General features: G+C 44.3%; 15 protein-coding genes. All 15 read left to right on the forward strand.

Translation table 11 applies throughout. The annotated features are described in order from the left end of the window. Window positions 1-4 precede the first annotated feature (4 nt). The 15 genes from RYL27_RS00730 to argS all read left to right on the forward strand — a co-directional run bounded on the left by RYL27_RS00730 (window position 5) and on the right by argS (window position 16,935). A complete protein-coding gene (locus tag RYL27_RS00730; RefSeq protein ID WP_007155998.1) occupies window positions 5-370 on the forward strand; it encodes a hypothetical protein in 366 nt (121 codons plus the stop codon). 71 nt (window positions 371-441) lie between these two features. Continuing rightward, complete coding sequence (locus RYL27_RS00735) at window positions 442-1,002, forward strand: RNA polymerase sigma factor (RefSeq protein WP_183684849.1); 561 nt, start codon at window positions 442-444, stop codon at window positions 1,000-1,002. After that, complete coding sequence (locus RYL27_RS00740; protein WP_314964485.1) at window positions 999-1,898, forward strand: RsiV family protein; 900 nt, start codon at window positions 999-1,001, stop codon at window positions 1,896-1,898. Before RYL27_RS00735 ends, RYL27_RS00740 begins: the two co-directional genes overlap by 4 nt. 112 nt (window positions 1,899-2,010) lie before the next feature. Continuing rightward, on the forward strand, window positions 2,011-4,620 hold the full coding sequence (locus RYL27_RS00745; RefSeq protein ID WP_314964489.1) for a transglycosylase domain-containing protein: 2,610 nt from the start codon (window positions 2,011-2,013) through the stop codon (window positions 4,618-4,620). A 20-nt stretch (window positions 4,621-4,640) separates the two neighbouring features. After that, window positions 4,641-5,270: an IMPACT family protein gene (locus RYL27_RS00750; RefSeq protein WP_314964492.1), complete on the forward strand. Its 630-nt coding sequence runs from the start codon at window positions 4,641-4,643 to the stop codon at window positions 5,268-5,270. Between the two features lie 72 nt (window positions 5,271-5,342). After that, window positions 5,343-7,175 carry a translational GTPase TypA gene (gene typA / locus RYL27_RS00755; protein WP_007156003.1) on the forward strand — a complete coding sequence of 611 codons (1,833 nt, stop codon included), beginning with the start codon at window positions 5,343-5,345 and terminating at the stop codon, window positions 7,173-7,175. A 21-nt stretch (window positions 7,176-7,196) separates the two neighbouring features. Then, window positions 7,197-8,084, forward strand: a complete 888-nt coding sequence (gene dapA / locus RYL27_RS00760) for a 4-hydroxy-tetrahydrodipicolinate synthase (RefSeq protein WP_314964495.1) — start codon at window positions 7,197-7,199, stop codon at window positions 8,082-8,084. 152 nt (window positions 8,085-8,236) lie between these two features. Next, window positions 8,237-8,992: a 4-hydroxy-tetrahydrodipicolinate reductase gene (dapB, locus tag RYL27_RS00765; RefSeq protein ID WP_308580183.1), complete on the forward strand. Its 756-nt coding sequence runs from the start codon at window positions 8,237-8,239 to the stop codon at window positions 8,990-8,992. A 10-nt stretch (window positions 8,993-9,002) separates the two neighbouring features. After that, window positions 9,003-10,439, forward strand: a complete 1,437-nt coding sequence (gene purB, locus RYL27_RS00770) for an adenylosuccinate lyase (RefSeq protein WP_442945740.1) — start codon at window positions 9,003-9,005, stop codon at window positions 10,437-10,439. A gap of 61 nt (window positions 10,440-10,500) precedes the next feature. Beyond that, window positions 10,501-10,683 (forward strand): hypothetical protein, encoded by a 183-nt coding sequence (locus RYL27_RS00775; RefSeq protein ID WP_040648282.1) that lies wholly within the window; start codon window positions 10,501-10,503, stop codon window positions 10,681-10,683. A 74-nt stretch (window positions 10,684-10,757) separates the two neighbouring features. Beyond that, the gene (locus tag RYL27_RS00780) at window positions 10,758-12,044 is read left to right on the forward strand and encodes an adenylosuccinate synthase (RefSeq protein WP_183684840.1); all 1,287 of its coding nucleotides are present in this window, start codon (window positions 10,758-10,760) and stop codon (window positions 12,042-12,044) included. Window positions 12,045-12,101: 57 nt separating this feature from the next. Further along, window positions 12,102-13,466, forward strand: a complete 1,365-nt coding sequence (locus tag RYL27_RS00785; RefSeq protein ID WP_314964502.1) for a zinc ribbon domain-containing protein — start codon at window positions 12,102-12,104, stop codon at window positions 13,464-13,466. Then, window positions 13,466-14,287: a TPM domain-containing protein gene (locus tag RYL27_RS00790; protein WP_007156010.1), complete on the forward strand. Its 822-nt coding sequence runs from the start codon at window positions 13,466-13,468 to the stop codon at window positions 14,285-14,287. Before RYL27_RS00785 ends, RYL27_RS00790 begins: the two co-directional genes overlap by 1 nt. A 180-nt stretch (window positions 14,288-14,467) precedes the next feature. Beyond that, the gene (gene efp, locus RYL27_RS00795; RefSeq protein WP_007156011.1) at window positions 14,468-15,025 is read left to right on the forward strand and encodes an elongation factor P; all 558 of its coding nucleotides are present in this window, start codon (window positions 14,468-14,470) and stop codon (window positions 15,023-15,025) included. Between the two features lie 107 nt (window positions 15,026-15,132). Beyond that, entirely contained in the window at window positions 15,133-16,935 is a 1,803-nt protein-coding gene (gene argS / locus RYL27_RS00800; RefSeq protein ID WP_314964504.1) for an arginine--tRNA ligase, read from the forward strand. The last annotated feature ends 1 nt before the right edge of the window (window position 16,936 follow it).

Raw genomic sequence — 16,936 nt, forward strand, 5'->3', positions numbered from 1 at the left:
TACTATGAAAAAGACCGGAATTGTTGTATTAGCTTTAATGATGAGTATTGGACTGATGGCTTGTGGAGGAAAAGAGACAAAGCAGTCTGAGGGCGCTAAGACAGAGTCTTCCGCAGCACAGGAAAGTGCGAAGGCAGGAGCAGAGAAAGCAAAGGATGCCAAGGAAATTAAAGGAAGCATTTTGGAAGTAAAGGACTTTATGTTCTCCATTAAAACCGATGATGGCAAGGAGTATGCTCTGAACTTTGATAAGGCTCCGGAAGGGCTTAGTGAGGTAAAAGAGGGAGATGAGGTTACCGTAGAGTACACCGGAGAATTATCTGAAGTGGATTCCTTTACCGGAACCATCCTATCTGTAAAGAAGGCCTAATAGAAAATTCACAAAGAAATCAATATTTTGCCTTATCCTTTCTAAGTCCCATAAAAAGCTAAAGGAGAACTATGGAAGAGCAAGAAATTATAGACTTATTATGGCAAAGAAAGGAAGAGGGCTTGACAGCCCTGCAGGAGAATTTTAAAGCTTACTGCGGAAAGATTGCTTCTCAGGTGCTGTCCCAAAGAGAGGATGTGGAGGAGTGTCTCAACGATACCTGGCTGAAGGCCTGGCAGGCCATTCCTCCGGAACGCCCTCAATTTCTCAGAGCTTATCTGGGAAAAATTGTAAAGAATACTTCTATTAATAAACTAAAAATGTTGAAGGCTAAAAAGCGTTTTTCCGATGGCTTTACGGAAAGCGTAGAAGAGCTTGGAGAAGATTTGCATTTTTCATCGGACAATGTGGAAGAACATGTGAATCAACAGGCTTTGGTGGATGCCTTAAATCAGTTTTTGGAAAAGCAAAAGAAGGAAACGAGAGTTTTCTTTGTAAGAAGATATTTTTATCATGATGAGATACAGGAAATAGCAAAAGCCTTTCAAGTTACGGAAAGCAAGGTGAAAGTTAGCCTGCACCGTACCAGACAAGCTTTGGCAAAGTATTTAAAAGACGAGGGAATCGCATGAAAGACTGGGATTTTGTAGAAGCCTTTTCTAAAATCGATGAGCGCTTCATAGAGGAAGCGGAAGATGAGAGAACAAGGAAAAAAATAAAAAAATTTCCTATTCGATATTTTTCTTCTGCAATTGCGGCTTGCTTTTGTCTGCTTTTGTTACTGCCTAATCTATCGAAAGAAACTGCCTATGCTTTGCAAAGCATACCGGGAATCGGCTCTTATTTTCAGCTGATTACTTTCCGAAAATATTCCTTCGAGGACGGAAATCATAAGGCAGAGGTGGTAGTGCCGAAGCTGGAACAGGGAAGCGAAGAAAGCGAGATTAAGAATAGCGGAGAGGCGAACGCTTCTAATGGGAAGGAAGCCGGAAGTGTTGCTTCCAAGGAATCGGAAAAGGCTAATTCCGCTCAGGCTATTAATTTTGATATAGAGAAGAAAACCGACGAACTGATTGCCTCTTTTAAGCAGGAAATTCAAAGCAGTGAATATAAGAATTTGTCCGTTTCCTCTCAAGTGATTTTGGATTCCGAGGATTATTATGTCTTGGCTCTGAGCGCTTTGCAACAGGAGGGAGACAGCTTTACCCAGAATCATTATTATACTATGGATAAGCATAGCGGAAAACTTTTGCAGCTTTCCGATCTGTTTCCGAAAGGAACGGATTATCAGAAGCTTCTGTCCGAGGAAGTGGTTTCCCAGATGAAGGCTCATAATCAGAAGGGAGACTTTCCCTACTTTATCCAAGACGGAGAGGATGATGAAGGCTTTACTGAGGTAAAGAAGGATCAAAGCTTCTATATTAATGGAGAAGGAAAGCTGGTTTTGGTTTTCCCTCAGGGAGAAGTGGCTCCTATGGCTCAGGGAGAACAGCAATTTGTTATGCCGGACAGAATTTGGAAGGCTTAAGGGAAAATACTGTGTTTTCTTTCTATACTTTATGCTAAAATAGAGCGGTATATATTTTAGGATGGGAAATGTAAGGAGCATCCCGTCGGAGCTTGTGATTTTAGGGAAGATTATGAATTTTACACGGTATAATATAGAGAATCGCATAGATGAAATGAAGAGCAAAAGAGCTCGTATTTGGCATAGACTCACAGGGATTATTAAGAGTCTATGCCTATTTCTCTTGCTGGCAAGTCTTTTCCTGGGAGCCTCCTTTTCCTATGGCTTGTTCCGGGGAATTTTAGATTCCGCACCGGATATTCATAAGATCCACGTAGGACCTACAGAATATGCTACCAAGATTTACGATAAAAAGGGAAATCTTATGTCCACCTTGGTTACGGAAGGCTCTAACCGGGAAAGAGTGAGTTATGAGGAGCTTCCCAAGGATCTAATCAATGCCTTTGTAGCCATAGAAGATGAGCGATTTTGGAGCCATAACGGTATCGATTTTCGTTCCATTATGCGTGCTATCAAGGGTGTGGTTTCCGATGACAGTTCTGCCGGTGGAGGCTCTACCATCACCCAGCAGCTTCTGAAAAACAATGTTTTCGGCGGAGGCTTGCATGAAGGAAAGTTTGAGCGTTATGTTCGAAAGTTTCAGGAGCAGTATTTGGCCCTGGAGCTGGAGGATCAGAGTAATTTAAGCAAGAAGGAAGTGAAGAAGAGTATTCTGACGGAGTATTTGAATACTATTAATCTGGGCGCCAATACCTTAGGGGTAAAGGTAGCCGCAAGAAGATATTTCAATAAAGAAGTTACGGAGCTTAATCTTTCGGAATGTACAGTTATTGCGGCGATTACCAAGAATCCTTCCGGCTTGAATCCCATTACCCATCCTGATAAGAATGCAATCCGTAGAGCGCAGGTTTTAAAAAATATGTTAAAGCAGGGCTATATTGATGATGCCCGCTACCAGGAGGCTTTGCAGGATCCGGTTTATGAAAGAATCCAGAATGTGAATTCCGTGAGCCAGGGAGACGATAAGCCCTATTCCTATTATACCGATGAGCTGACGGAACAGGTGGTGGACAGCCTTATGGAGCGTCTCAATTACAGTAAGGAAGACGCTACCAAGCTGCTTTATTCCGGCGGCTTACGGATTTATGCCAACCAGGATCCGGATTTACAGGCTGTTGTGGATGAGGAAATTAATAATCCGGACAACTATGATACGGCGAAATATTCCATTACCTGGCGATTAACCATCCAGCATGAGGATGGCAGCATTGTTAACTACGGCGAAAAGGATTTAGAGAAATACTTAAAAGAAGGTAGAGGACTGGACTTTAACGGTTTGTTCAGTTCCAAGGATCAGGCCAACAAGCGAGTTGAGGAATTTAAGAATAAGGTTGTGGTGGATTCGGATAAGATTTTGGGAGAAAGTATTGACTATGTTTTACAGCCTCAGGCATCCTTTGTCTTAATGGATCCTTCCACAGGAGAGGTTCTGGCTTTAACAGGAGGTCGGGGAGAGAAGAAGCAGAGTAAGACATTAAATAGAGCCTCCAATGTGCTTAGACAGCCCGGTTCCACCTTTAAGATTCTTTCCTCCTTTGCGCCTGCTATCGATCTATACGGCGCTACATTGGCATCCACCTACTATGATTCCGAGTATACGGTTGGAAAGAAAACCTTTAAAAACTGGTATTCCGGAGGTTACCTTGGGTTTCAGAGCATCAGAGACGGTATCGTTTATTCCTTGAATATCGTGGCAGTTCGTTGCCTTATGGATACGGTAAAGGTGGAAAACGGATTTCGCTATGCGGAATCCCTGGGCATTACCTCCCTTGTACCGGAGGATGCCAATCCTGCCTTGGCACTGGGCGGTCTGACCAGAGGTGTTTCCAATTTGGAAATGACGCAAGCCTTCTCTGTGATTGCTAATAAGGGACGGTTTCAGAAGGCTAAGTTCTTCTCCAAGATTGAAGACCAAAATGGAAAGGTGATTATTGATACCACTGAGGATGAGCCGGAGCAGGTGATGAAGTCCAGTACAGCATATCTCTTAACGGATGCCATGCGGGAGTCCATGGAAAGCAATCGAGCCTTTTCTTCCAGTGTTCGGGTAAGCTCCACTTCCACCAGAGCTCATTTTGACGGTATGAGCCAGGCGGGAAAGTCCGGAACCACCAGTGACAACAGAGATATCTGGTTTATCGGTTTTACTCCTTATTATGTAGGAGGAATCTGGGCGGGCTGCGATGATAATCAGGTATTAAAGGATAGTAATTCCGGGGAATATAACGGCGGTACCGGTTTCCACAAGGATATCTGGCGGAAAATCATGACAAGAATTCATGAAGGAAAGACGGATCCGGGCTTCCAGAGACCGGAGGACATTGTGGAGGAGCAGGTTTGCAGAAAATCCGGTAAGCTTCCCATTTCCGGTTGCTTTGCGGATTATCGCGGTAGTGCAGTGATTACAGAGCTCTTTGCTAAAGGTACGGTTCCCACTGACAAATGTACCTATCATACCTCCTGGGGCGCTATGTTGGTGCCTGAGGATTTACGGGATTTGGATACGGATGATCGTTATTTCCGTTATAAGGTAAAGGAAAAATCCTCGGATGAGGATGAACCTTCCGGAGATGAGGTAATTATTTCCGAACAGGGTCCCTCCTCCAAGAAAAAGACGAAGGAAGAGAAGCCTAAGGAAGAAAAGCAAAAACGAGAAGATTAAGAAGAGAAAGGAAAAGAAGCATGAAATTTATCCAAGATCGTTTTACCTCCATGCTGGAAGTGAAAAAATCAAAATTTTATGCTTCTTTATTTCCACTTCAAAGTCTTGAAGAGGTGAGTTTTTATTTACAGGAATGTAAAAAGACTTATCCCGAGGCAAGACATCACTGCTATGCTTACATTTTCCTGGAAGAGCGGGAAGGCTTTTTGCAGGAGCAGAAAAAGCAAAGCGATGACGGAGAGCCGGCGAAAACCGCCGGAGCTCCTATTCTGCAAAGGTTGGAAAGAAAAGAACTGAAAAATGTTCTCTGCGTGGTAAGCCGTATTTTCGGAGGAACCTTGTTGGGAACAGGGGGCTTATCCAGAGCCTATGGAGATGCGGCAGAGCAGGTGCTTGCGGAAGCGCAGCTTTTGGAACGAAAAGAGGGGAAAGAAATCCGGCTAAGTATTCCCTACACACTACTGGGGAGACTGGAATATGATTTTCAGGAAATGGGGATTCGGATTTTGGAAAAAAGCTACACGGATAGAGTAGAGCTCTTCCTGCAAATGGAGGAGGAACAGTATCTGTCCTTGGAAAAGCACATTGGGGAGTATGGACAAGAGGTGGTTTTCCTTGCAATCAAAAATAGCCGGTGGTATACTTCCTAAGTTAATGAACTGTAGATAAAAATGAATCATTTAAAGAGGCTTTTAAGTTTCTTTAAGGGGAAAGAGAAGTAAATGTTAAAGAATAGAGAAGATGTACGTAATGTTGCCATTATTGCCCACGTTGACCATGGTAAGACGACTTTAGTGGATGAGCTTTTAAAGCAGTCCGGTGTTTTTCGTGACAATCAGGAGGTTGGTGTAAGAGTGATGGATTCCAACCCCATCGAGCGGGAACGAGGCATTACGATTCTGGCAAAAAACACCGCGGTAAGCTATGGAGATACCAAGATCAATATTGTAGATACTCCGGGACACGCAGATTTCGGCGGTGAGGTAGAGCGTATTTTGAAAATGGTGGACGGTGCTATCTTATTGGTGGATGCCTTTGAAGGTCCCATGCCCCAGACCAGATTCGTTTTACAAAGAGCTTTGGATCTTCGTCTTCCTGTTCTTGTGGTAGTGAATAAGATTGATAAGCCTCAGGCTCGTCCCAATGATGTGGTGGATGAAGTACTGGAATTGATGCTGGATTTAAATGCTTCCGATGAACAGCTGGATTGTCCTTTCCTTTTTGCTTCTTCCAAAAACGGTTATGCAAAGCTTAAGCTGGAAGATCCGGATGTGGATATGAAGCCTTTGTTTGAAACCATTGTAGACTTTATTCCGGCCCCGAAGGGAGATCCGGATGCGGAAACCCAGTTCCTGGTTTCTACTATTGACTACAACGAATTCGTGGGAAGAATCGGAATCGGTAAGGTGGAGAACGGCAAGATTAAGGTGAATCAGGAAGCCTTGGTTGTGAACCACCATAATCCGGACAAGAGAAAAAAGGTACGTATCACCAAACTCTATGCCTTTGACGGTTTAAAGAGAGTGGATGTGGAGGAAGCTTCCTTTGGAGATATCGTTGCGGTTTCCGGTATTGAAGACCTGCATGTGGGTGATACCATTTGTACAGAGAAGAATCCGGAGCCATTGCCCTTCCAGAAGATTTCCGAGCCTACTATTTCCATGGATTTCATGGTTAATGATTCTCCTTTGGCAGGAACGGAAGGAAAGTTTGTTACCTCAAGACATATCCGTGATCGTCTTTTCAGAGAGCTGAATACGGACGTTTCCCTCAGAGTAGAGGAGACGGAATCCGCAGATTGCTTTAAGGTTTCCGGCCGTGGAGAGCTTCACCTTTCCGTACTGGTAGAGACCATGCGTAGAGAGGGCTTTGAGTTTGCGGTTTCCAAGGCAGAGGTTATTTATAAGGAAAATGAGCAGGGCGTAAAGCTGGAGCCTATGGAGATTGCTTATATCGATGTGCCGGAGGATGCTACCGGCTCTGTAATCCAGAAACTTACCCAGAGAAAGGGTACCTTAAACGGCATGAGCCCTTTGGCTTCCGGCTATACCCGTTTGGAGTTTGAAATTCCCTCCAGAGGTTTAATCGGTTACAGAGGAGAGTTCCTTACCGACACCAAGGGTAACGGTATTTTGAATACAGAGTTTGAGGGCTACGGTGAATATCGTGGGGATTTGAACTATCGTCATCAGGGCTCCCTTATTGCTTTCGAGCAGGGAGAGGCGGTTACCTACGGCTTATTCCAGGCACAGAACCGTGGAACCCTCTTTATCGGCCCGGGAGAGAAGGTTTACAGCGGTATGGTTATCGGACAGAGTCCGAAGTCTGAGGATATCGAGTTAAATGTTTGTAAGACCAAGCATTTAAGTAATACCAGAACCTCCAGCTCTGATGAGGCATTGAAGCTGGTACCGAAGAAGATTATGTCTTTGGAGCAGTGTATTGATTTTATCGATACGGATGAGCTTTTGGAGGTTACACCGGAAAATCTCCGTATTCGTAAGAAGATTCTGGATCCTACCGCTAGAAAGAGAGCCGGATTTAACAGAAAATAATAAGAAAGGTTGAGTGAGACTATGGCATTATTTAAAGGAGCTGGCGTTGCTTTGATTACCCCCTTTCATGAGGATGGAAGTGTAAATTATGAGAAGCTGACGGAGATTTTGGAAGAACAGATTGCAGAAGGTACGGATGCCATTGTAGCAGTAGGAACCACGGGAGAGGCTGCAACCCTTACGGAGGATGAGCATATTGAAGTGGTTGCCCATACCGTGAAGGTGGTAAATCACCGTATTCCCGTTATTGCAGGTACAGGCTCCAACTGTACGGCAACCGCCATTGACCTTTCCCAAAGAGCAGAGAAGGCCGGAGCTGACGGACTGCTTTTGGTGACACCTTATTATAATAAGGCAACCCAGAAGGGCTTATATACCCACTACAAGGCTATTGCGGATGCGGTTTCCATTCCCTGTATTCTGTACAATGTGCCGGGCAGAACCGGTATGAAGATTGAGCCGAAGACCATGGCAGATCTTTACTATAAAGTAAAAAATATTGTAGGCGTAAAGGAAGCTACCGGAGATGTAGGAGGCACTGCAGAGCTGATGCGTTTAGTGGATGAAGATTTCTTACTCTATTCAGGAGAGGATGGAATCATTGTTCCCTTACTTTCCATCGGAGGTTCCGGCGTTATTTCCGTGTTGTCCAATGTGGCACCGAGACAGACAGCGGATATTTGCAAGAAGTGGTTTGCCGGAGATGTGAAGGGGGCTTGGGAAGAGCAGAAGAGAGCGCTTCCTTTGATTCATAGCCTCTTTATGGAAGTGAACCCCATTCCGGTAAAGGCAGGAATGAATTTACAAGGGAAGTCTGTGGGAGGAATGCGTCTTCCGCTGACAGAGATGGAAGAAGCACATCAAGAGGTATTAAAAGAAGAAATGCGCCGCTACGGGATTTTATCCTAATAGAGAAGAGGGGGCTGTGAAGAAAAGAAAATAAATGCAGGATAAACTGTTTCTTATTTTCTTCTTTTCCGCCCCTCTTTTTTTCTGCGGAAAAATGAAATAGAATAAACAAGAAAAAGTAGAGTGGTTTTCCGGAGCTGAAGGAGGAAAAGATGAGGGTATTATTACATGGTGCGAAGGGCGTGATGGGACAAAATGTGCAGGAGGTAGCGAAGAAGACGGAGGGAATGGAGATTGTAGCCGGTCTGGATTCCCATACAGATTTGAAGCACCCCGGATTTCCGGTTTACGGAAGCGGAGCGGAAGTGAAAGAAGATTTTGACTGTATTATTGATTTCTCCGTAAAAGAGGCTGTGGATGCTCTTCTGGATTTTGCAGTGGAGAAAAAAAAGCCCCTTGTGCTTTGCACCACAGGTTTAAATGAAGCACAGGAAAAGAAGCTTCAGGAGGCTTCCAAACAGATTCCCATTCTTCGCTCCGGTAATATGTCTTTGGGCATTAATCTTTTACAGGAGCTCTTACGGATTGCCGCAAAAAAGCTTTATGAAAATGACTTTGATATCGAAATTATGGAAGCGCATCATCGTAGAAAAAAGGATGCCCCCAGCGGAACAGCATTAATGCTGGAAAAGGCTGTGGAAGAGGGTATTGGAGAAGCACTGGTAAAGGTTTATGACCGTTCCGGAAGAGATACAGCAAGAGAGAAGAGAGAAATCGGTATGTCTTCTCTTCGGGGAGGTACCATTCCCGGAATCCACGAGGTGATTTTTGCCGGTGAAGATGAGGTCATTAGCTTAAATCATACCGCCTATAGTCGGAAAATCTTTGCAAAGGGAGCTATTACCGCTGCCTTTTTCCTGGAAAAGCAGGAGCCGGGAAGCTATAGTATGGCGGATGTTTTGAAATAATAAGGGGGGAATCATGAGTCATCAAAGCTACGAAAGCCCATTGTCCGGTCGTTATGCTTCCAAAGAGATGCAGGAAATCTTTTCTTTCGATTTTAAATTTAAAACCTGGAGAAAGCTGTGGATTGCTTTGGCGGAAAGTGAAAAAGAACTGGGGCTCCCCATTACCGAAGAGCAGATTCAGGAATTAAAGGAGCATGCAGAGGATATCAATTACGATGTGGCCATGGCTAGAGAGAAAGAGGTTCGCCATGATGTGATGAGCCATGTCTATGCTTATGGCGTACAGTGTGAAAAGGCAAAGGGAATCATTCATCTGGGAGCCACCTCCTGCTATGTGGGAGACAATACGGATCTGATTACCATGCGGGAGGGCTTAAAGCTTCTTCGGAAAAAGCTTTTAAACTGCATGAAGGTCTTAGTGGACTTTGCCATGGAGTATAGAGGACTGCCCATGCTTGGCTATACCCATTTTCAGGCAGCACAGACCGTTACTCTTGGGAAAAGAGCCAGTCTTTGGTTACATGATTTGTATCTGGATTTTCTGGATGTGGAGGAATGCATTTCTTCCTTAAAGCTTTTAGGTTCTAAGGGTACCACCGGAACTCAGGCCTCCTTCTTGGAGCTTTTCGAAGGAGACCATGAAAAATGTAGAGAGTTGGACAGAAAGATTGCAAGGAAAATGAATTTCCCCGGAGTTTATCCCGTATCCGGCCAAACCTATAGTAGAAAAATTGATTCCAAGATTCTGGCGATTCTCTCCGGAATTGCTCAATCCGCCCATAAGTTTTCCAATGATATTCGGCTTTTACAGCATTTGAAGGAAGTGGAGGAGCCCTTTGAGAAAAAGCAAATCGGTTCCAGTGCCATGGCCTATAAGAGAAACCCCATGCGCTGTGAAAGAATTGCCGGCCTTGCCAATTTTGTAATGGCGGAGAGCCAGAATCCTCCCATTACCGCCGCAACCCAGTGGTTTGAAAGAACCTTGGACGACTCGGCTAATAAGAGACTTTCTATACCCCATGCTTTTCTGGCTACAGACGGACTTTTGGACCTCTATTACAATGTGGCCTCCGCTTTAGTGGTTTATCCTAAAATGATTGAAAAGCATCTTCGGGAAGAGCTTCCCTTTATGGCTACGGAAAACATCCTGATGGACGGGGTAAAAAGAGGGGGAGACCGGCAGGAGCTTCATGAAAAAATCAGAAGCTATTCCATGGAGGCCGGTTTAAGAGTGAAAAGAGATGGTCTGGACAATGATTTACTGCAAAGAATTGCGGAAGATCCGGAATTCCCATTGGAAAAAACGGACTTGGAGGAGCTTTTGATCCCGGAAAAATACATCGGCCGTTGTAAGGAGCAGGTTGAGGATTTTATTGCAACAGATATCGCGCCTTTGCTGGAAAAGAATAAAGAGCTTTTAAATCTTTCAGTAGAAATCAAGCTTTAAGAATTAAAACAAGCATCTTGTGTGATATTTTTAAATTTTGTATACTGAGGAAGGAAAAGATATGAAGAGAGGAATAGCCATTTTCACTTTAATACTTTTTTGTCTTGCCCTAATAGCCTTATTGTTTCTGGCTTTCACCGGGGGAAAAAAGGAGTATATGCTGGCCTTATTGTTCTGTGTCATGATTCTTCCCAGTCTTTTTTATGTGTATCAGTGGATTACAAGATTGATTAAAAAAGATTAGATTTTAGAGATTAACTGTTTGAGGGTGCAATCGCACTGCATTATACAATTCAAATGTAAGAAAGGGGAACAAGTATGGTTCAAGCAATTGTCGGTGCAAACTGGGGAGATGAAGGTAAGGGGAAGATTACAGACTATTTGGCAGAATCTGCGGACATTGTAGTTCGTTTTCAGGGAGGAGCCAATGCGGGACATACCATCATCAATCCTTATGGACGTTTTTCTTTGCATCTTCTGCCCAGCGGAGTGTTTAACCCCAATGTAACCTGCGTTTTGGGAAATGGCGTTGCCGTGGATATCGGAAAATTCCTGGCAGAGCTGAAGTCTTTGGAAGAGGCAGGTGTTCCTAAGCCCAAGATTTACATTTCCGACCGCGCCCAGGTAATGCTTCCCCACCATGTGTTGCAGGATACTTATGAGGAGGAGCGTTTAGGAAAGAATAGCTTCGGTTCCACAAAGTCCGGTATTGCTCCATTTTTCTCCGATAAATATGCCAAGATCGGTTTACAGTTTAATGAGCTGTACTTTGATGATATTTTAGAGGAACGTCTAAAGAAGATTTTGGAAATCAAAAATGCTATGTTTATCAATCTCTATGGCAAGGAGCCTTTGGATTTTAATACAGTTTTAGCAGAGCTTAAGAAGCAAAGAGAAGAGATTAAGCCATTTTTAAAGGATACTTCCTTATTCCTGAGAACTGCCATTAAAGAAGGAAAGAAGATTTTAATGGAGGGACAGCTGGGAACCATGAAGGATCCTGATCACGGTATTTACCCAATGGTAACCTCCAGCCATACCCTGGCTTCCTATGCGGCTGTAGGAACAGGAATTCCGCCCTATGCCATTACCGATGTGGTTTGTGTCACCAAGGCCTATTCCTCTGCGGTGGGAGCAGGTGAGTTTGTCAGCGAGCTCTTCGGAGAAGCGGCAGAGGAGCTTCGTAAGAGAGGCGGAGATAAGGGAGAGTACGGGGCAACCACAGGCCGTCCCAGACGTGTGGGCTGGTACGATGCGGTAGCTTCCCGTTATGGCTGTGCATTACAGGGAGCAACCCAGGTAGCTTTAACTGTTTTAGATCCTCTGGGATATCTGGATGAAATTCCCATCTGTACCGGCTATGAAATCGATGGAGAAGTGATTCGTGATTTTCCGGTAACTCCCTTATTAAGAAAGGCTAAGCCGGTATATACCGTATTGAAGGGCTGGAAGCAGGATATCCGCGGAATTCGTAAGTATGAGGATCTCCCACAGGAGTGCAGAGACTATATCGACTTTATTGAGAAGGAGTTGGAGGTTCCCATTACCATGGTGTCCAATGGCCCGAAGAGAGAAGAAATTCTACTGAGAACACCAAAGATTTAAAAAGAAAAAACTGACGAAAGCCTAAGAAACAGTAGATTGGAATAGACAGGAGGAAAAATGGCCCGTTGCCCGAATTGTGCAGGAGAATTACTCTTTGATATCAAAACACAAAGCCTGAAATGTCAACAATGCGACTCCGTTTTTAATCCCTACGATAAGGATAAGACCGTTGAAGGAGTGGTACAGGAGTACTACGATACCCAGGTATTTACCTGCCCCCAATGCGGGGCAGAGATAGAGAGTACGGATTTCTCCGGTACAGGCTTTTGTGCCTACTGCGGTTCCTCTGTGGTGTTCACCAGTCGAATGAAGCAGGCGGAGATGCCTCAGAAAATCATTCCCTTCCAGCTTACCAAGGAGGATTGTAAAAAGCGTTATCAAGACAAGGTTCGTTCCGCTATCTACCATGATAAGGAACTGGAAAATCCGGAGTATCTGGAAAGGTTTGTGGGGTATTATCTTCCCTACTGGCTTTATAGCTTTGAGGTGGATGAGCCCTTGGCATTGGAGGGACTAAAGGAATATAGAAGCGGAAGCTATCAATATCAGGAACGTTATGCCCTTTCCGGACAGCTGCAGGGAAAGTTTAACAACATCCCCTATGATGCCTCCACCCGCTTTGATGATACGATTGCCGGCTGTATTGCTCCCTTTACCGAGAAGAATTTAAAGGAATTCAGTCCGAACTTCCTTTTAGGCTTTTACAGTGATGTGGCGGATGCGGATGCCAAGCAATATGAGCCCAAAGCCCTTCATATGGTGGAACAACAACTTTGGTCCTCCGTCTTGGGAAGGCAGGGCTTTCAGGAAAGCGACATGCAGCTAAACAATGAAAGCATTCGATCTTTAACAAAAATCGGTGCCAAAACCGTTACTGTAGAGCGGGGAATGTTTCCGGTTTGGTTTTTGAGCTATAAAAAGGACAATCGAATCGCCTATGCAGTGGTAAATGGAGAGACCGGTAAGGTTTACTGTGATATTCCTATAAGTGAAAGTCGTTTTCATAACGCATCCATGATGATTGCCATTCCCATATTCCTGATTTTGAATTTATTTTTTCAAATCAAGGCGGAGAATCTTCCCTGGTACACCATGGCTTTGTCCACCCTCTTGATTGTTTTGGCTCAGGGACAGATTTCAAAAATCAAAAAGAGAGAAGACAGTCTTACGGGAAACAAAAATAAGTCCAAGGAAGAGAGGGCGAAGCTTCTTCGGCATAATGGAACAGGATATGCTCTTATTTCCGTTTTCTTTTCCTTAGGCATTATGCTTTGGCATCCGGTACAGGATGAATATTACTATCTGGCCAGTGCGGTAAGCGGGATTATGTCGATTCTTTCCCTGCGTTTGATGATTAAGAAGTTCAATATTTTATCCACCCGTTCCATACCGGAATTTTTTGACAAGAAGGGGGTGAAGTGATGAATAGAAGTTTCCTGAAAAAGTATTCTGCTGTTTTTCTATTTTTCAGTTTTTTGCTGACACTTTCTTTTCAGAGCTTTGCCTTAAGCAGCGATGAGCTGTTACAAGCTTCTGTATATACGAATAGTAGTTCCGGTTATAAAGCCTACCTTTTGGATGAAAGTGACCTACTTAGTTCTTCCGAGGAGACGCAGGTTAAGGAGGCGATGATCCCATTAACAAAATACGGGAATATTGCCTTTGTTTCCGGAGAGGGCGGCTACTCTGCGGCGTCCACTGCCAAGGATTTGTTGGAGGATTCCTTTCCCAACGGCAGTGCCAGCCTCTTATTGATTGATATGTATAATAGGGAAATCAGAATTCAAAGTTCGGGAACCTTGTATAAAACTATCAATAATCATGTGGCAGACAGCATTACGGATAACATTTATCGCTATGCCTCCAATGGGGATTTCGGAAAAACTGCCACTATGGCCTTCCGGCAGATGAATGCCAAGATGGAGGGACGCTTTGTGGAGACGCCGATGCGATGGATTAGCAATTTGTTTCTTGCTGCCGCTTTGGCCTTACTTCTGAATTTCCTCTGGCTGATTACAGGAAAGAGAAATGAAACGGCTGCGGCGGGGGCTATCCTGGCGGCTATGGCTCCGGACTTTATCATTGCCCAGCGGCGAAAGGATTTGATCTCACAAAATAAGCTCTATGTTCCCAGATCTTCCGGAAGCTCCGGGGGAAGTAGCGGTGGCGGTGGCGGCTTTAGCGGTGGAGGTTTCAGCGGTGGAGGAGGCCATTCCTCCGGCGGTGGGGGACATCGTTTTTAGAAGGAAGAGAATAGGACATTTCCGTTGATTTTCTATGAAAATTCCGATTTTTTCGCCGGATTTTCCGGAAGGAAAGCTTGCATGTTTATTTGTTTTATATTAGAATTGTTCCCGAGTTAATGGCCAAGTGCCTAAGAGAAGGGGGAGTTTTTCCCAAAGAAAAGTGATTTAGGAGGATTTATGGTTTCTGCAGGTGATTTCAGAAATGGTGTTACAATTGAGATGGATGGACAGGTAGTTCAGATCGTGGAGTTCCAGCACGTTAAGCCCGGTAAGGGAGCTGCCTTCGTTCGTACCAAGTTAAGAAATGTTATTAACGGTGGTGTAACCGATAAGACCTTCCGTCCCACAGAGAAGTTTCCTGCAGCACGTATTGACCGTGTAGATATGCAGTATCTCTATGATGACGGAGAGATGTACAACTTCATGAACAATGAGACCTTTGAGCAGATTGCTTTGTCTCATGAGCAGATTGCAGATTCCATGAAGTTCGTTAAAGAGAACGAAACCGTTAAGGTAGTATCTTATCAGGGAAATGTATTCTCTGTAGAGCCTCCTTTGAAGGTAACCTTAGAGGTTACTCATACAGAGCCGGGAATTAAGGGTAATACCACCACCGGTGCAACAAAGCCTGCTACTGTTGAGACAGGTGTTGAAGTACAGGTTCCTCTGTTTGTAAATATCGGAGATAAGATTATTATTTCTACCCAGACAGGTGACTACGAGTCCAGAGCATAAGTGCAGGACTGGTGTAGAGAATAAGCACTGGGAAGAATGCTTCTCCTAGAAGAAAATTGAGACTAAGGCTTCCTAAAAGGAAGCCTTTTTTTGTAGAAAGGATCGCTATGCAGGCTTTAAAAGCAATACTACAGGAAGCTATGGAATCTGCCTTTGTGGAGGCGGGGTATGATAAGGACTTAGCTAAGGTCAGTGTTTCCAACCGTCCTGACCTTTGCGACTATCAAAGTAACGGGGCTTTGATGGGAGCAAAAAAATATCAGGAGAATCCCATTGCTTTGGCCGAGAAGGTAAAGGGGTTTTTGGAAAAGAAAAGCTATAAAGATACTCCTTTATTTTCTTCTGTTGAAGCGGTAAAGCCGGGATTTTTAAATGTGAAGCTTTCCCCACAATTTTTAGGAGCTTATCTTCAGGGGATGCAGACGGAAGAGCAGAATGGCCTTCATGAAAAGGAAGGTAGAAAGATTTTACTGGACTACGGCGGAGCCAATGTGGCAAAGCCTCTTCATGTAGGACACCTTCGTTCTGCTGTAATCGGAGAAGCCCTGAAAAGAATGGGAAAAAGACTTGGAAATAATGTGGTAGGAGATGTGCATCTTGGAGACTGGGGTCTGCAAATGGGACTCATTATCACAGAATTAGAGGACAGAGGAGAGCTGGAAAAGCCCTTTACGATTTCCGAGCTGGAAGAGATTTACCCCTTTGCTTCCAAGAAAGCCAAGGAAAAGGATGAAGCCGGAAATCTGCTTAATGAGGAATATGCTAACCGTGCCAAGGAAAATACCTTAAAGCTACAGCAGGGAGATCCTGTATTTCATAAGGTTTGGGAAAGAATTATGGAAGTTTCCGTTGCGGATTTAAAGAAGAACTATGAAGCTCTGGATGTGCACTTTGATCTGTGGAAGGGGGAGTCAGATGCGGACCCCTATATTCCAAAGCTGATTTCTTTACTGGAAGAGAAGAAATTAGCCTATCGTTCTCAGGGAGCATTAGTGGTGGATATTACGGAGGAGGGGGACAGTAAGGAATATCCTCCCTGTATGATTCAGAAATCCGACGGAGCAAGCCTATATGCCACCTCTGATCTGGGAACCATTATGGATAGAGAAGAGCATTATCCGAAGGATTTATATCTTTATATAGCAGATAGTCGTCAGGCCCTTCACTACACGCAATTTTTCCGTGTGGCAAGACGGGCGGAGCTTCTTCCAAAAGAAACAGAGTTAAGCTATATCGGCTTTGGTACTATGAACGGAAAGGACGGAAAGCCCTTTAAAACCAGAGAGGGTGGAGTCTTAAGACTGGAGCGTTTGATTTCCGAGACCAGAGATTCCGTTCTAAAGCGCATGGAGGAATCCAAGGACAACGGCTTGAGTCAAGAGGAAAAAGAGGAAACCGCCGGAATCGTAGCCTTAGCTGCTTTAAAGTACGGTGACCTTTCCAACCAAGCCACCAAGGATTATATCTTCGACTTGGAGAAATTTACTGCCTTTGAAGGAAATACCGGCCCCTATATTCTTTATACCATTGTCCGCATCTCCTCCATTTTACGGAAGTATGCGGAAAGTAAGGGAGAGGCTTGGAAGGATAGCCTAAGCTGGATATCGGAAAATGCAAAGAACTATCCCATTGGAAGTTCCGGAGATGAAAATGTAATGGCACTTGCAAAAATTCTGGCAGCCTTCCAGGATGAGATGCGGGATGCATGGAGAGATTGTGCTCCCCATAAAATTTGTACCTATATCTATTCTTTGTCCAATCAGTTCAATTCTTTCTATCACAATGTAAAGATCTTGACAGAGGAGGACGAGCAAAAGAAGAAGGAATATATCGGTCTTCTTTGCCTAAGCTGGAAGGTTCTTATGGATTGTATTCAGGTGCTGGGCTTCTCTGCTCCGGAAAGGATGTAAG

Source organism: Oribacterium sinus (genome assembly GCF_963537195.1).
Classification (GTDB): domain Bacteria; phylum Bacillota; class Clostridia; order Lachnospirales; family Lachnospiraceae; genus Oribacterium; species Oribacterium sinus_A.

Excerpts from the sequence above, each read along its gene's own strand:
- RYL27_RS00730 (WP_007155998.1), top strand. The coding sequence starts at position 5 with ATGAAAAAGACCGGAATTGTTGTATTAGCTTTAATGATGAGTATTGGA.
- RYL27_RS00735 (WP_183684849.1), top strand. The coding sequence starts at position 442 with ATGGAAGAGCAAGAAATTATAGACTTATTATGGCAAAGAAAGGAAGAG.
- RYL27_RS00740 (WP_314964485.1), top strand. The coding sequence starts at position 999 with ATGAAAGACTGGGATTTTGTAGAAGCCTTTTCTAAAATCGATGAGCGC.
- RYL27_RS00745 (WP_314964489.1), top strand. The coding sequence starts at position 2,011 with ATGAATTTTACACGGTATAATATAGAGAATCGCATAGATGAAATGAAG.
- RYL27_RS00750 (WP_314964492.1), top strand. The coding sequence starts at position 4,641 with ATGAAATTTATCCAAGATCGTTTTACCTCCATGCTGGAAGTGAAAAAA.
- typA (WP_007156003.1), top strand. The coding sequence starts at position 5,343 with ATGTTAAAGAATAGAGAAGATGTACGTAATGTTGCCATTATTGCCCAC.
- dapA (WP_314964495.1), top strand. The coding sequence starts at position 7,197 with ATGGCATTATTTAAAGGAGCTGGCGTTGCTTTGATTACCCCCTTTCAT.
- dapB (WP_308580183.1), top strand. The coding sequence starts at position 8,237 with ATGAGGGTATTATTACATGGTGCGAAGGGCGTGATGGGACAAAATGTG.
- RYL27_RS00775 (WP_040648282.1), top strand. The coding sequence starts at position 10,501 with ATGAAGAGAGGAATAGCCATTTTCACTTTAATACTTTTTTGTCTTGCC.
- RYL27_RS00780 (WP_183684840.1), top strand. The coding sequence starts at position 10,758 with ATGGTTCAAGCAATTGTCGGTGCAAACTGGGGAGATGAAGGTAAGGGG.
- RYL27_RS00785 (WP_314964502.1), top strand. The coding sequence starts at position 12,102 with ATGGCCCGTTGCCCGAATTGTGCAGGAGAATTACTCTTTGATATCAAA.
- RYL27_RS00790 (WP_007156010.1), top strand. The coding sequence starts at position 13,466 with ATGAATAGAAGTTTCCTGAAAAAGTATTCTGCTGTTTTTCTATTTTTC.
- efp (WP_007156011.1), top strand. The coding sequence starts at position 14,468 with ATGGTTTCTGCAGGTGATTTCAGAAATGGTGTTACAATTGAGATGGAT.
- argS (WP_314964504.1), top strand. The coding sequence starts at position 15,133 with ATGCAGGCTTTAAAAGCAATACTACAGGAAGCTATGGAATCTGCCTTT.